The sequence below is a fragment of the Pseudomonas hormoni genome (assembly GCF_018502625.1).
GTDB lineage: Bacteria > Pseudomonadota > Gammaproteobacteria > Pseudomonadales > Pseudomonadaceae > Aquipseudomonas > Aquipseudomonas hormoni.
The window spans coordinates 820357-834820 of sequence record NZ_CP075566.1 but is presented as its reverse complement, the minus strand read 5'-3'; the positions used below and the strand labels follow the sequence as shown (position 1 = coordinate 834820).

The window sequence follows — 14464 nt, the reverse complement described above, 5'->3', positions numbered from 1 at the left end:
TTGGGGTGGGCGGAAAGGTCGTACATATATCACAGAGTTGTCCTGCTCACCGGGACGGTGGTGACTCGAAGCGCTCACTCATGAACGCCTCCAGGCGCGAACGCAACCAGCGTTCGGCGGGATCGGTGTCGACGTGACTGAGCCAGACCATGGACAGGTCCAGGGTCGGTGTCTTGAACGGAAAAGGCTCTTTGAACAGCTGACCAGAGGCTGCCATCGCTTCGGCGGTGTAATCCGGCAGGCTGGCAATCAGATCGGTTCCGGCGAGCAAGGCTGGCAACGAACTGTATTGCGGCACGGATAAAACCACCTGACGCGTACGACCGATCTCCGCCAGCCACTCATCGGCGTAACCACTGACATTGGCGGTGTGGGACACCAGCACATGAGGGCGCGAACAATATTCATCGAGGGTCAGCGGCGTGTCGGACGCATCGGCACGCAAGATGCTGGGCTGGATGTGCCGCAGCAATTTGCGCTTGGCATTGGCCGGGAGGCCGCGGGTCTGGCTGATACCAACGGTGATATCGCCGGACGCCAGCAAATCGGGAATCCGCCAGTAATCCACATGCTGCACCACAAACACCACCTTCGGCGCTTCCTGGCGCAGGGCACGCAGCAACGGCGGCAGAAGACCAAACTCGACATCGTCCGACAGCCCGATGCGGAAGGTCATGGTGCTGCTGGCGGGGTCGAAATCATGGGTCAGGCTCAAGGCCACTGACAGCGAATCCAGCGCTGGCGACAAGTACTGAATCAGCTCCTCGGCCCTGGCGGTCGGCTCCATGCGATGACCGACGCGAATGAACAGCGGATCGTTGAACATCGTGCGCAAGCGGTTGAGCGCCGAACTGATGGTCGGCTGCCCGAGAAACAACTTCTCCGCCACCCGGGTGACGTTGCGTTCGAGCATCAAGGTTTCGAACACCACCATCAGGTTGATATCCGCCTTGCGTAGTTCGTTGCGATTCATCCACTGCCCCCCAGTCCTCAAATCTGCTGACAGTTTAGGTAGCTGTCGCAAGCGGCGTCTATGCGACTCAAGCAGTCTGCGTTTGATCCGGGCGCAAGGTTGCTTGCAAAGAAGCTGCTCTCACTGAGCAGCTTCACCACCTGAGGTTTAGATTTCCTTCACCGGGGTGTGATCGTGAGTCCCCTTCATCAAGCTGATGGCATGCGCGCAATCCGCCTTGTTGACGTACGCCTCGCCGCTGGCAATCGTTTCATTGTTCCCCGCCCTCAAGCGCCACCGCCATTGACCTTTGCCAGTCTGAGGGGTGCCACGGGTTTGCCTGTAAATCTCAAAATACATTGATCGCTCCTTGCGATGGCTGATAACCGCAGATCAGTGACCTGCGAAACCAGAGTAGATGAGGATTTTTTGCGGCGAGGTCTTTCAGTGTCAGGGGATATTTCTAGGGAACCCCCCTTGATTCCCCGGGCGGCCAACAGATACAGGGGGTAGTAATTCGAGCTACTAGACTTGGTCATTTTTCCTGTGAACAGGCTTATTTTTCTTACGCGGGTACGATGCCGGTTCTCACAAAAAAAAGAAGGCTGGACGCCTTACAACGTCCAGCCAATTCTTGTTACTTACTGGCCCAGGCGTTGAATCGCTCCTCCAGCTCTTCGCCGTGATCGACCCAGAACGCCACGTCCATGGACAGCGCACCCTTGAGATTTTGCGGAGCCGTGGGCACCCATTGCGCCAGTTTGCTATCCAGCCGGGCGGCGGCTTCGGTATTGGTCGGGCCATAAGGGATCTGCTCGACATACTTGACCTGGGCATCCGGCTGGTTGGCGAAGGCAATGAAGCGCTTGGCCTGATCGACATGTTTCGAGCCTTTGATGATCGCCCAGTAATCCATGCCATACAGGCTGCCCGGCCAGACCAATCCGAGGTGGCTACCATTTTGTGCGGCGGCGGCCACACGTCCACTGTAGGTGGACGTCATCACCACGTCCCCGGCCGTCAGCCATTGCGCCGGTTGCGCGCCGGCCTCCCACCACTGGATGTAGGGTTTGAGTTCGGTGAGTTTGGCGAAGGCGCGGTCGACGCCTTGCGGAGTGTTCAACACCGAATAAACGTCCTCGACGTTCACCCCGTCGGCCAGCAAGGCGAATTCCAGGTTGTACACCGCGCGTTTGCGCAGGCCGCGTTTGCCGGGGATTTTCTGCACGTCCCAGAAGTCGGCCCAGGACGTCGGGGCCTGCGCCAGTTTTTGCGTGTCGTAGGCAATCGCCACGCTCCACACCAGCGCCGCCGAACCGCACGCCTGCGCGGCATCGGGAATCAATTGCTCGACCCGCCCCAGACTTTTCCAGTCCAGTTTTTCGTACATGCCTTCGTCACAACCGCGCATCAGGTCCGGGCCTTCGATCTGCACCACGTCCCAATCAGCGTTGCCGGTGTCGACCATCACTTTGATCCGGGCCATCTCGCCGTTGTATTCGCTCTGGATCAATTTGCTGTGATCCGCCGCGCTGAACGGTTGAAAAAACGCCACATCCTGAGCCTTCTGGCCAGCGCCGCCGTAACCCACCACCACCATTTCCGGCGCTGCCTGAGCACTGCCGAGGCCCACGGCCAGCGACAGCAACAAGGGATAAAAACCGTGCTTGAGCGTGTTCGATTTCATCAGTGGATCCTCTTGCAGGTGCCGCGCGACGCAACGCCGCGTGACCCTTTTTTATTGTTGTGAGGTTCGCCCCAGCTACAGGCGCAAAAAGAATCTACTGCGAGCCATAGTAAAAAAACAAGTTGATTTTTTACTGAAGGTAAATTTCTATAGGTCAATAATAACAACGCCGAAAACCCGGCCTTTCGGCTTCAGCCTGCCTGGAGTATCCGTCCCATGCCGACCTCGTCCCCCGCTTTTGCACACCTTTTCGAACCCTTGCAGCTGCGTGGCAAACGGCTGAAAAACCGCATCATGTCCAGCGGTCACGACACCTCGATGCCCACCGACAATCTGGTCAACGACCCACTGATCGCCTATCACGCCGCGCGCGCCGAAGGCGGTGTCGGGCTGATCGTGCTGCAAGTGGCCGGCGTGCATGACAGCGCGCGTTACACCTCTCACGTGCTGATGGCCACTGACGACGCCTGCATCGAGGGCTACCGAAAAATCGCGGAACGCTGCCATGCTCACGGCACGGTGGTGCTGTCGCAGATCTTCCATCCGGGCCGGGAAATCATGGAGTCCAGCGATGGCCTGCTGGCGGTCGCCTACTCGCCTTCGGCAGTGCCCAACGAGCGTTTCCGGGTGATGCCACGAGCGCTGGATCAAGCGATGATCGATGAGATCGTCGCCGGTTATGGCGCCGCAGCCCGACGTCTGTATCAGGCCGGCATCGATGGCGTGGAAGTGGTCGCCAGCCACGGTTACCTGCCGGCGCAATTCATCAATCCGCGGGTCAACCGCCGCACCGATGGCTACAACGGCGACCTCGAGCAGCGCCTGCGTTTTTTGCGTGAAGTGATTGCAGCCGTGCGCGCCAACACCGATGAACATTTCATCATCGGCCTGCGCATCTCCGCCGATGAACGCGACCCCGAAGGGCTGACCGAGGACGAATCCCTGGCCGCCGTGCAATCGCTGCAACCGAGTCTGGATTACGTGCACATCGTCGCCGGCACCTCGGCATCGCTGGGCGGTGCGGTGCACATCGTGCCGCCGATGGCGATCGAAGCCGCATACCTGGCCAAGGAAGCCGGGACGTTCAAGGCCAGCCTGTCGATTCCGTTGTTCGTCACCGGGCGCATCAACCAGCCGCAGGAAGCCGAGCTGATCCTCGCGCGCGGCCAGGCCGATGTCTGCGGCATGACCCGCGCCCTGATCTGCGATCCGCAAATGCCCAACAAAACCGACACCGGCCGCGTCGAGGATGTGCGCGCCTGCATCGCCTGCAATCAGGCGTGCATCGGCCACTTCCACAAGGGCCTGCCCATTTCCTGCATCCAGCATCCGGAAACCGGCCGCGAGCTGATTTTCGGCAACCGGCAACCGACAGTGCATCGCAAACGCATCATGATCGCCGGCGGTGGCCCCGCCGGAATGAAAGCCGCTGCAGTCGCCGCCCAGCGTGGACATGACGTGACCCTCTACGAAGCCAGTTCGCAACTGGGTGGCCAGGTTTTGCTCGCGCAACTTTTACCAAGGCGCGCCGAGTTCGGCGGCGCCAGCACCAACCTGCAACGGGAAATGGAACTGGCCGGCGTGCGCGTTGTGCGCAACACCCGCGTCGACCGGGCACTGGTGGAGCGCGAACGGCCGGACATGGTGATCGTCGCCACGGGCGCCGAACCTTACTGGCCAACGTTCGAGCGCGGCGGCGAGTTGCAGGTGGTGGACGCCTGGCAAGTGCTGCGCGATGAGGTGCCAATCGGCCGTTCGGTGGTGGTCGTCGACTGGCGCGCCGACTGGATCGGCCCCGGCATCGCCGAACGCCTGGTGCGCGCCGGGCATCAAGTGCAACTGGCGGTCAACGGCACCCACTGCGGGGAAAACCTGCCGCTGTACGTGCGCGATCAACTGGCCGGCGAACTGCACAAACTCGGTATCCCGATCACGCCTTACGCCCGCCTGTATGGTTGCGACGACAACACTGTCTACCTGCAACACACTGCCAGTGGCGAACCGATGTTGTTCGAAAACATCGACACACTGGTCCTCTGTCAGGGACATCAACCGGTCGACACCCTGGGCGCCGAACTGCAAGGACTGGTGGAGTTCCGGCGCATCGGCGACTGCCTCGCCCCGCGCACCGCCGAAGAAGCCATCTACGAAGGATTGAAAGTCGCCTGGGAGCTTTGAGGCTGTTTTATACTCCGGGGCTTTTACAGTAGCCCCGGTTTGGAGCACGCCATGAGCAACAGCAAGATGCCGCCTGCCAACAGCGCGCCCACACAGGACAGCGCAACGGCAGAACCGCATTTTCTCGGCACACGCATTCGTGGCCTGCGCAAACGCCGGGGCATGACTCTCGCGGAACTGGCCCAGATGAGCGAGCTGACGGCGGGATACATCAGCCAGCTTGAACGAAACCTGGCCTACCCCTCCATCCCCGCCCTCTTTAACATCGCCCGTAGCCTGGGCGTGACCATTCAGTGGTTCTTTGCCAGCGAAGCGCAGACTGCGCCCGAAGACGACGGCATTGTCGTGCGCAAGAACAGCCGGATGAGCGTGCATTACGAAGACGGCATCGTGGATCATCTGCTGACACCGCAGCCGAACCGGCAGCTGGAGATGCTGCACTCGCGGTTTCCGCCGGGCACTTACAGCCAGCAGAGTTACAGCCATGAGGGTGAAGAGGCTGGGTATCTGCTTTCGGGGAGTTTCGAGTTGTGGGTGGGGGAGCGGCACTTTCAGTTGAGTGAAGGGGATAGTTTCAGCTTTTCGAGTCAGGAGCCGCATCGGTACGGGAATCCCGGGGAAGTGGATGCGGTGGTGATTTGGGTGATTACGCCGCCTTCGTTTTGAGGTCCGTTCACAGATTTTTCTGATGAGCCGGGGCATCAGATGACAGGGTTAGCGGTTGATCCGCTACCAGCCCCACATCGCTCTCAAGTTCTGCCCGAGGTTCGGGGGCGACAGTGTCAGAACGAGCTACGAGCCGCCGTACACCCCTTTCAATCAGAGAAAGCAATCCATAGCTGATAAAACCAAAGATCAGCCCGACAACCAAAATACTCAAAGGATGAATTTGCACTGCGTCCTGGCTTTCCATCATGTAGAGGAAAGCCTGAACAGCCGCAGTCACGCAGGCCGCAGTGGCTGCTATCAGCTTCACAGACAACCAAAGACGCTGCCATTTGTTCATGACATCACCTGTCATTCGATCAGTTGCTCTGTATTGCAGGATAGTCAATGAGCTTGATTCACGGGACGACGTACTTCATTGCTGTGTACCTCGACGCGATAGCCGCGCTCTTCCCCCAAAAATCCCCCAAAACAAAAACGCCAGGCCCTTCCTCCAGGCATGAAAAAAGCCCGCACTTGGCGGGCTTTATTGTTTTGCATTGTTCAATGCGGCGCGGGCGTTAGCCAGCTTCGATACTGGTCGAAAATCACCTGATGCCCGGCATCGTTTACGTGAGCGTAATCGGACCGCAATTCTGGACGGCCTCTCGTAGGCGTGTAGGTGTCGATCACCTCCACCTTCATTTCCCTGGCAATCTCAGAGACACGAGCCTGATATAGCTCGTAATCCTTAATCGCGGTGTCATTTTCCTTCACGATGACCGGCTCTATACCAGCATCCCGGATCGAGCCAACCAAGCGCCGGGTATTGGCCTCAAACACCGGGACCGATATCAGGTGGTTGGCGTCATTCACCTGCAAAGGGATGAACACGACGTCCGGCTTTGGACTCAATCCCTTGATGATCAGCTCGCTGCTTTCATGAGGCGGCGCGCTACTCGACGGTAAGGTAATACCCAGGTGATCGTTGGTATCCCAACCGTCACCGCTGAGATTGATCAGTTGGGAAGCCGGGTTCTTCGACTTGAGGTAATCACGCAGCATTGCGGAATAGCCGATTGAACCGTCAAGGCGATGCTCCACTGCAAAACCACGGCTGTCGTTGTAGCGTGTATGAATCGCCTCGTAACCGGTGGCGTTGTAGCCCATGCCGATGCTGTTACCCAGCATCACCGCGATTACGGCCTCTCCGGCCTGAAACTTCTCCAAAAACAATTCCGCGTCCTCTTTGATAGAAGGGTACGAGCATACCTGCATTTAGGCAGGCTGAGCGGCCTTTAAGCGCTCAAAACAGTTGCACCCATGTCATCGCATGGCACCGGAGCCCTTTCTTACCAGAAGGCCAGGTGATGACACGTTCTTGGAAATACATGGCTACTTTGGACCATCATCAGGTTGTGACTTTATCCACATACCTTCAAGTAGTCGCGCTGGTGCTAATACCGTACGCCCATTATTTGATATGAAATATTGATCATAACCGTAGTATTCATATGAACAGTTAGCACCCTCTACTTTTAGCAATTCGACCCAAGCTCTTTCAGAAACCGCAGAAAAAACGAAAGGTTGCGCACTGCATCTAGAGACAGGGTTAATCTTAATTAAATCATTTGACGCTCTTTGTACTTCGTTAATTGGAGATGATTCACGGACAACATCTAACTTACTAACAAGCTCACTATTTTTTCCATCGTATAATTTTGCTTTACCAAGCCAGCTTATTTCTAGATATGCACGAGCATTGAGCAATCCGATCAAAAACACACACAAAACAAAAAAACAATGCAGGATCGATATCTTGAACCGTTGTTGTAATCCTAACGTTATAAATCCAACTAGCGAAGGCAGCGAGACAAAAAGAGCAACGTTAGTGAAATAGTACGCGGAGCCTCCGGGAATTCGATACAAAAGAACAATTGCACTTCCAGCTCCTATGGCAGCAATGGAATAAACTGAAATCGGCGAGCGCAATAAAGCCCGGATGCCTGACGTTTGAATTGAACGTACGATTACGGCCCATGAAACTCCGAAATGCAACAACCAGAAACTTCCAACGGATAAAATTGCCCCTAGCAGCAGGGTCAACTGAAAGTCCCCGTTTTCAAATAGCTCCTTGGTAAAATTAAGAAAAAAACTACCCATATAAGAATAAGAAATAAAATCCAGAGGCGATATAGAAATAGAACCAGAAGATCCGCTAACAGCACTTAGCACCATCCAAGCTGCGCCGAACAAGGCTAAAATTGCAGCGATACCATCCAAGTAGCGCCTACTGCTAATAAACAATACGCGAGTAAACCAAAGGCCTCCAAAAATAATTCCAACAGATGCCTTTGCTGAACTAATTAACACTGCCAGAACAAGTATCAGTAACAAATCGGAAAAAACCAGCACCCTTTTAAACAACAAACCAAGCCCTAGGACAAATACACCAAGTGATACGAGATAAGATTCGGACACAAAAAACGAATCCCATAAAGCCCAAGGTGAAAATAGCCATGGCAATATAGATAACAATAGCGCAGTTACCCCCCACACTATGGGTAGTGATAACCGCTCATCCTGATCAAGCATCGCACTCGAAGCCGTCACGGCAAATATCAATAGCGGTGAAAATAGAACAAGTGGCGCCACGCCGTAAACTTCTAGTACGCTACTGCCAGATAGGATGCTGATTGCCGCCATAAGAATGTGCGAAAAAATATAGTAGGACAATTCTACCAGCCCATTTAAACCTGTAGATATCAAACTATAGTTTTTAAACATCGCTGCGATACTGGCATGAAACAAAGTATCTTGATGCACCATCCCCGCATGCAGTCTGGGGATAATATCAAAAGATGAATAGCTACCCCGAACTCCAAGTACAGTTAACACCCCTATCACGGCCATCAGCACCAAGGGCGCCCAGTACTTACGACTAACACGAAGGTGTTTTATTGTGTAAAAAAATGCTGAAATCGCCAAGCCATAAAATATAAATTTCACGGATTGGGTGCCGGTATAGACTAGCCCGAACAACAGCCCGTAGGTTAAAACCAGCCCCCAGACCACATTGGAAACAATGCGCGAAATCGCATAAAAAACGCACATCACTCCAAAACTAACTGCGGCAATTCGCCAAGAATATGAGAGCACTTCCATATTCATCAACAGTAGTGCGTTCCCACCGATGAAAACACCAATGGCAGTCAGCATCATACAAGCGAAAATCAGGTCACGCCTGCTTTCTGAAAGCACTAAAGTATCAATCAGCTTACTGCCTAATAATTGCTCTTGAGTGTTGAGTCGCTGTGACTTCATTGTAGTGATACTCGGCGGTTGCAGGAGCTTAGAGATGGTCTGAAGTAACCCGATGTTTTCCGGCTGCTTCGCCATCGGCGCTTTAAAAAACGGCAGCCGATCAAAACCCGGTCAAATTTTTCGTTTATTTCATGCTCTTTTGCCACTGCGAGCACCTCGCAGAAGCGCATTTCTCCTACGACAGACACACCTCTCCCTCGCTGATAGCAAATGTTGGCACTCCATCTAAAGGTTCGTAACCATCTGCGCTGTGTTCTTAAACAAGCCCCGAAAGTGCACCTTAGTATAATCAAACTGGCGCTTGAATTCTAATCCGCCTAGAGCTCTGTTCGATCTGGATATCCATTTTATGGTCGCCTCCCTGGTCTCGAAAACGTCTTGCACCAAGGAGTCGCGCAAATCACTCCCTGATCGCCAGTACACCTAAAACCTTGGGTGCCATTGAGCAATTCCTCCTCGCGAGCGCCATTCTATTTTTCAAGTTCGCGCCGACGACGGATCACCCTCATGCACATTGGGTATTTGTATATACATTGGGGTGGGTTTTATCGTGTATTTGTGAGGCGGAAAAAGCGAGATGAGGCGTTCGGGCAAGCGGCTTCGGTGATGCCGATAATTCGTTGAGCATGCGCTGGGGCAAGTTGGGCTCTTGCGGGGCCATTAACCATACCGCCAGTGGCGGTGGAGGCTGGCACTGCGCAGCCGTTGCCTGACTCGGTAGCATCGAGTAACCACGCCGCTATAGAACGCTGGATGGAAGGGAAACCATGATCGACAAGATGCCGGCCGGCGGTGAGATGAACGGCAAGCAGCTACAGTCTGGTACATCTTCAACGGCCAACGGTGCCGGGATCTCGAAAGTAAACAAGGCCGCGATCGCATATGCCGACAACAAGCGCCGCGCCATCCCCGCAGAGATCAAAGAGGGCCGCTTCGACTATGCGACCCACTCTTACCCAACTCTCTCAGGGCCGCCATGTTTACCGGCACCGGCAGCCCTTCACTTCAAGCGCACAGCGAAGAAGGCATTGATCGCTGGCTGGAGGTTCAGCGCGCGCTCATAGTTTCGAGCACCGCCGTCAACTACGTCAGCAAGGCTGTGTACGCCGAGAGGAAATTCGGCAAGCGTCGGATCGTCTACATCAGCAAGAGCGACATCGAGTTGTTCCAAGCGCAGCTGCTCAAGCAAGGCCTAGCCCCGAAGACAGTGAACGACATTTTTTCCGTCGTCCGCGGAGTCTGGGCTGACGCCTTCGGCGACGGCATACTGAAAGCCAATCCGCTCGACCGGATCAGCAACGTTGGATCAGACGTCGACCTAGAGCATGCCGCCCCCTTCAGTCACAACAAGATCGAGCTGATCGGCAAAGCGGATCCTGACCGGCGAGCTGGCACCCGGATGATTGAATTCAACTGCCGGGCCGGGCTCTCCCTGCCGAGCTTATCGGACTCGCCGTTGAAGACATCGATCTTGAAGCCGATCTGGCACACGTCCGCCGGGCATTTGTCGTCGGTGAATTCAAAGTCCCTAAAGAACGCTCCAGGGTACGCATGGCGGGTATCGTGTCGAAAATATTGGGGTTAGAGCGGACTAGAGCGGCATACAGGAGAGGGTTCATGCCCTAAAAAATGCCCTAACTCAATCGCCAGAAACGAAAAAGCCCCTGAAATCTTTAACAATTTCAGGGGCTTGGTCTTATTCAATAATGGCGGAGAGATAGGGATTCGAACCCTAGGTACCGGTGAAGGTACAACGGATTTCGAATCCGTCCCATTCGGCCACTCTGGCATCTCTCCAACGGCGCGCATCATAACAACACTTTTGCCGGAAGCGAACCCCCTAAGCGAAATATTTCTGTGCTATCAGATGCTTGCGTCGATTAAAGCGGTACGCCCAGACGATTGGCGACTTCTTCGTAGGCTTCGATAACGTCACCGAGGCCCTGACGGAAGCGGTCCTTGTCCATTTTCTTGCCGGTGGCCTTGTCCCACAGGCGGCAGCCGTCCGGGCTGAATTCGTCGCCCAGGACGATGGAGCCGTCGGAGAACACACCGAATTCGAGTTTGAAGTCGACCAGCAGCAGGCCGGCGTCGTCGAACAGTTTGCTCAAGACTTCGTTGACCTTGAGCGACAGTTCTTTCATGCGAACCAGTTGCTCGGCGGTGCCCCAACCGAACGCCACGACGTGGGATTCGTTGATGAACGGGTCGCCCTTGGCGTCGTCCTTCAGGAACAGCTCGAAGGTGTAAGGGTTGAGCTTCATGCCTTCTTCGACGCCCAGGCGCTTGACCAGGCTACCGGCCGCGTAGTTACGCACGACGCACTCGACCGGGATCATGTCGAGTTTTTTCACCAGGCATTCGTTATCGCCCAGCAGTTTGTCGAATTGAGTCGGCACGCCGGCTGCTTCGAGTTTCTGCATGATGAAGGCGTTGAACTTGTTGTTCACCATGCCTTTGCGGTCGAGCTGCTCGATGCGCTTGCCGTCGAACGCCGAGGTGTCGTTGCGAAACAGCAGGATCAAGCGGTCAGCGTCGTCGGTCTTGAAAACCGATTTGGCTTTGCCGCGGTAGAGTTCTTCACGTTTTTCCATGATGGGCTCCGCTTGCTAAGTAGGTGGGCTAGGCGATGTGTCGCCAGTCGAGCCCTGAATCTTGATCGGCCAGTTGCAGCCAGTCCGGGTCGCACCCGAGGGTGTCGACAAAACATTGCCGGGCCAGCTGCGGCAGGTTGTTCTTGCTGCTCAGATGGGCCAGGACCAGGTGCTGCAGGCCTTGCCAGCCCAACTCCGACACCAGGAATGCCGCCTGGTGGTTGTTCAAATGTCCCAGCTCACCGCCCACCCGCTGCTTGAGAAAGTACGGGTAGTGACCGCGAGCCAGCATGTCACGGCAATGGTTGGCCTCGATCATCAACGCATCGAGATCCCGATAGCCGTCCAGCACTTTGTTGCAGTATGAACCCAGGTCGGTCAGCAGGCCGAAGCGCCGCTCACCGTCGCTGAACACATATTGCGTCGGTTCCTGTGCATCGTGGGCCACGGCAATGACGCCGATGCTCAGTGCGCCGATCTGCAGTTGCTCGCCGCCCGCCAGAAGGCCGGCCGGTTCAATCGGTTTGCGCATCCCGCGCAGGGTACCGCGACTGAGGTAGACAGGCAGATTGTAGCGCCGAGACAGCAAACCCACGCCATGCACGTGGTCGGCATGTTCGTGGGTCACGAGTATCGCGCTCAGTTGCGTCGGGTTCACACCCAGGCGCAACAGGCGTTTTTCGGTTTCCCGCAGGGAGAAACCACAATCCACCAGCACGTACGTATCAGCGCTGGCTATCAGCGTGCCGTTCCCTTGGCTACCGCTGCCGAGAACGGCAAAACGCATGTGATCAGCCCAGGTTGTCCTGAATCACGCTCAACACTTTGCGCGCCACGTCAGCCGGCGCCACGGTGTTGATGTTTTTCTCGACCGTGACCTGAACGGTATCGCCCACCTTGCTCAGGCGAACCTGATAACGCTCGGCACGGGCTTCAACTTCTTCCTTGCTCGGCGCACTGCCGAACAGGCCGCTGAGGAAACCGGGCTTCTCGTCTTTCTTCTCGGCTTTTTCAGACAGGTTGATGTAGTACAGGCCCAGGCTGCGGTTGATGTCTTCAACGCGCCATTCGCCCTGTTCCAGCGCACGACCGACGCTCGACCAGGCACGGTCCAGGTCGTTGCCGACGTTCAGAACCGGGTTGCCGCTGCCGTCTTCGCTCAGGCTGACTCGACTTGGCGTATCGAAATCACGCGAAGCCAGCATGGAGACCGAACCGCCCTTCTCCGAGATGCGGCTCATGCTCGCGAGCATGTCGTCGACCAGTGCCGCGTCCAGGCCGGTGTTGACCGAACGGTTGGTGAAGGCTACATCGGCGGTGCTGCCGGCAGGACGTTCGGCGCTCACCACGTAGACTTCACTGGTGTTGCGCTGCACGCCCGGCTCGATGCGCACCCGCACGCGGGTTTCGCTGTCAGCGCCGACACCGGCTGCGCTCAGGCGCTTGGCCATCGCTGCGGACAGTTCGTCGGAATGCTGCCAGGTGGTGGTGAATTCGCCGGTTTGCGGACGCTGTTCATCCAGACGGAAACCGTTGTCCTGGAAGAACTGCACAGCCACTGGCCAGACTTCGGCCGGCGGGTTCTGAGCGACGATCCAGCGCGAGTCGCCGGTCTTCTGCAGCGAGTAGGCACTGGCGTCGGCAGCGGCGGACAGCGGCTGCGGACGCGGCACGATGTATTCGCCCTTGACGGTGTCATCAGCCACGTTGCGCGGGATCGGCAGCAGTGGGTCCAGGTGTTTGGAGGTGCTGACGTCCGGTGGCAATTGCATCGGTGCAGTCTGTTGCGCTTCCAGGTAATCGCTACCACGGTCACGGAAATAACCTTCCGGGCCCCAGACCCATCCACAGCCACTGGTGCTGGAGATAATCAAGGCAAGTGCGGAAAGTCCGGCCATTCGCTTCATGCGTTGTACTTCCTCAATTAAACCAGGACGCTGCACTGGCGCAGAGCCGTGCGGAGCGTTTCATGACAAGGTGCGCTCAGCCAGGTCAGCGGCAGGCGAATGCCTTCGTGCATCAGGCCCATTTCAACCAAAGCCCATTTCACCGGAATCGGGTTGGCTTCGATGAACAGGTCCTTGTGCAGCGGCATCAGTTTTTCGTTGATTGCCCGAGCGGTCTCGGCATCGCCCTTGAGTGCGGCCTCGCACAGATCGGCCATTTCGCGCGGAGCAACGTTGGCGGTGACGGAAATGTTGCCCTTGCCGCCCAGCAGAATCAGTTCGACGGCAGTCGGATCATCGCCGGACAGCACGATGAAGTCCTTGCTCACGCCATCGAGGATTGCCTTGGCGCGCTTCAGGTCGCCGGTGGCTTCCTTGATACCGATGATGTTCGGCACGGTGGACAGGCGAATCACGGTCTCGGCCTGCATGTCGCAGGAGGTGCGGCCAGGAACGTTATAGAGAATCTGTGGGATGTCGACCGCTTCGGCAATGTGCTTGAAGTGCTGGTACAAACCTTCCTGAGTCGGTTTGTTGTAGTACGGAACAACCAGCAGGCAGGCATCGGCACCGGCCTCTTTGGCATTGCGGGTCAGTTCGACGGCTTCGCGAGTCGAATTGGCGCCCGTACCGGCGATGACCGGAATACGGCCGTTGACCTGCTTGACCACGGCACGGATGACAGCGATGTGCTCGTTGACGTCGAGGGTCGCCGACTCGCCGGTAGTACCGACCGCGACAATGGCATGGGTGCCGTTTTCAAGGTGGAAGTCCACGAGTTTGCTGAGGCTGTCCCAGTCAAGACGCCCTTGTGCATCCATGGGTGTGACCAGTGCCACCATACTGCCCGCAATCATGAAACCGCTCCTGCCGGAAAAAGAGAGCCGTAATGGTACTGGCGCCAAGATGCTTGTACAAGCGAAGTACTGCGCTGCTGCCATTCCCCTTGGCGCTGCTTTTCGCTACCCTTCAGACTTTGATCGGTACTGACATGCTCGTACGCCGGGTTTCAGCCTCCATTTTCGGCATCACAAGCCCCGATCCAGCGTTGCCACCCTTCGCTCTTGCCTTGATGGAGCACGTTGCAACCTTCGGCCCGGGTTTTCTGAATTCGCATCCGCAGGCTCGCCCCCGGTAA

The 14464-nt window shown here is 56.4% G+C and carries 14 protein-coding genes, 1 tRNA gene and 1 pseudogene; 4 read left to right on the top strand and 12 right to left on the bottom strand.

Annotated elements, in window-relative coordinates; all coding sequences use genetic code 11:
• Window positions 1–46 precede the first annotated feature (46 nt).
• The 3 genes from KJF94_RS03855 to KJF94_RS03845 all read right to left on the bottom strand — a co-directional run bounded on the left by KJF94_RS03855 (window position 47) and on the right by KJF94_RS03845 (window position 2639).
• The gene (locus KJF94_RS03855) at window positions 47–973 is read right to left on the bottom strand and encodes a LysR family transcriptional regulator (protein ID WP_214381296.1); all 927 of its coding nucleotides are present in this window, start codon (window positions 971–973) and stop codon (window positions 47–49) included.
• Window positions 974–1120: 147 nt separating this feature from the next.
• Entirely contained in the window at window positions 1121–1312 is a 192-nt protein-coding gene (locus KJF94_RS03850; RefSeq protein ID WP_214381294.1) for a YegP family protein, read from the bottom strand.
• A gap of 277 nt (window positions 1313–1589) precedes the next feature.
• Window positions 1590–2639, bottom strand: a complete 1050-nt coding sequence (locus KJF94_RS03845) for an ABC transporter substrate-binding protein (RefSeq protein WP_214381292.1) — start codon at window positions 2637–2639, stop codon at window positions 1590–1592.
• Between the two features lie 216 nt (window positions 2640–2855).
• Between KJF94_RS03845 and KJF94_RS03840 the strand changes: the two genes are divergently transcribed.
• Both KJF94_RS03840 and KJF94_RS03835 read left to right on the top strand, forming a co-directional pair.
• Window positions 2856–4817 (top strand): oxidoreductase, encoded by a 1962-nt coding sequence (locus tag KJF94_RS03840; RefSeq protein ID WP_214381290.1) that lies wholly within the window; start codon window positions 2856–2858, stop codon window positions 4815–4817.
• Window positions 4818–4883: 66 nt separating this feature from the next.
• Complete coding sequence (locus KJF94_RS03835; RefSeq protein WP_214384712.1) at window positions 4884–5483, top strand: cupin domain-containing protein; 600 nt, start codon at window positions 4884–4886, stop codon at window positions 5481–5483.
• Between the two features lie 7 nt (window positions 5484–5490).
• On the opposite strand, the gene KJF94_RS03830 is transcribed toward KJF94_RS03835, so the two are convergent.
• The 4 genes and pseudogenes from KJF94_RS03830 to KJF94_RS30465 all read right to left on the bottom strand — a co-directional run.
• Complete coding sequence (locus KJF94_RS03830) at window positions 5491–5823, bottom strand: hypothetical protein (protein WP_214381288.1); 333 nt, start codon at window positions 5821–5823, stop codon at window positions 5491–5493.
• Between the two features lie 203 nt (window positions 5824–6026).
• Entirely contained in the window at window positions 6027–6692 is a 666-nt protein-coding gene (locus tag KJF94_RS03825; protein WP_214381286.1) for an SGNH/GDSL hydrolase family protein, read from the bottom strand.
• Between the two features lie 165 nt (window positions 6693–6857).
• Complete coding sequence (locus tag KJF94_RS03820; RefSeq protein WP_214381285.1) at window positions 6858–8786, bottom strand: hypothetical protein; 1929 nt, start codon at window positions 8784–8786, stop codon at window positions 6858–6860.
• Window positions 8787–9331: 545 nt separating this feature from the next.
• Window positions 9332–9517 (bottom strand): annotated as a pseudogene (locus KJF94_RS30465) (hypothetical protein); the annotation flags it as partial.
• A 36-nt stretch (window positions 9518–9553) separates the two neighbouring features.
• Here KJF94_RS30465 and KJF94_RS30040 point away from each other — a divergent pair.
• Together KJF94_RS30040 and KJF94_RS03815 are read left to right on the top strand one after the other, a co-directional pair.
• Window positions 9554–9850, top strand: coding sequence for a hypothetical protein (locus KJF94_RS30040; RefSeq protein ID WP_250548218.1), 297 nt, complete (start codon window positions 9554–9556; stop codon window positions 9848–9850).
• Window positions 9763–10371 (top strand): hypothetical protein, encoded by a 609-nt coding sequence (locus tag KJF94_RS03815; RefSeq protein ID WP_250548217.1) that lies wholly within the window; start codon window positions 9763–9765, stop codon window positions 10369–10371. The genes KJF94_RS30040 and KJF94_RS03815 overlap by 88 nt, the downstream gene beginning before the upstream one ends.
• 122 nt (window positions 10372–10493) lie before the next feature.
• Here KJF94_RS03815 and KJF94_RS03810 read toward each other — a convergent pair.
• From KJF94_RS03810 to dapA, 5 genes are all read right to left on the bottom strand, one after another.
• Window positions 10494–10583 (bottom strand) — tRNA-Ser (locus KJF94_RS03810).
• 83 nt (window positions 10584–10666) lie between these two features.
• Window positions 10667–11380, bottom strand: a complete 714-nt coding sequence (gene purC, locus KJF94_RS03805; protein ID WP_008034929.1) for a phosphoribosylaminoimidazolesuccinocarboxamide synthase — start codon at window positions 11378–11380, stop codon at window positions 10667–10669.
• A gap of 28 nt (window positions 11381–11408) precedes the next feature.
• The gene (locus KJF94_RS03800) at window positions 11409–12167 is read right to left on the bottom strand and encodes an MBL fold metallo-hydrolase (protein WP_214381284.1); all 759 of its coding nucleotides are present in this window, start codon (window positions 12165–12167) and stop codon (window positions 11409–11411) included.
• A 4-nt stretch (window positions 12168–12171) separates the two neighbouring features.
• Window positions 12172–13287, bottom strand: a complete 1116-nt coding sequence (gene bamC, locus KJF94_RS03795) for an NlpB/DapX family lipoprotein (protein ID WP_214381283.1) — start codon at window positions 13285–13287, stop codon at window positions 12172–12174.
• Between the two features lie 17 nt (window positions 13288–13304).
• Window positions 13305–14183, bottom strand: a complete 879-nt coding sequence (gene dapA, locus KJF94_RS03790; RefSeq protein ID WP_214381282.1) for a 4-hydroxy-tetrahydrodipicolinate synthase — start codon at window positions 14181–14183, stop codon at window positions 13305–13307.
• Between the last annotated feature and the right edge of the window lie 281 nt (window positions 14184–14464).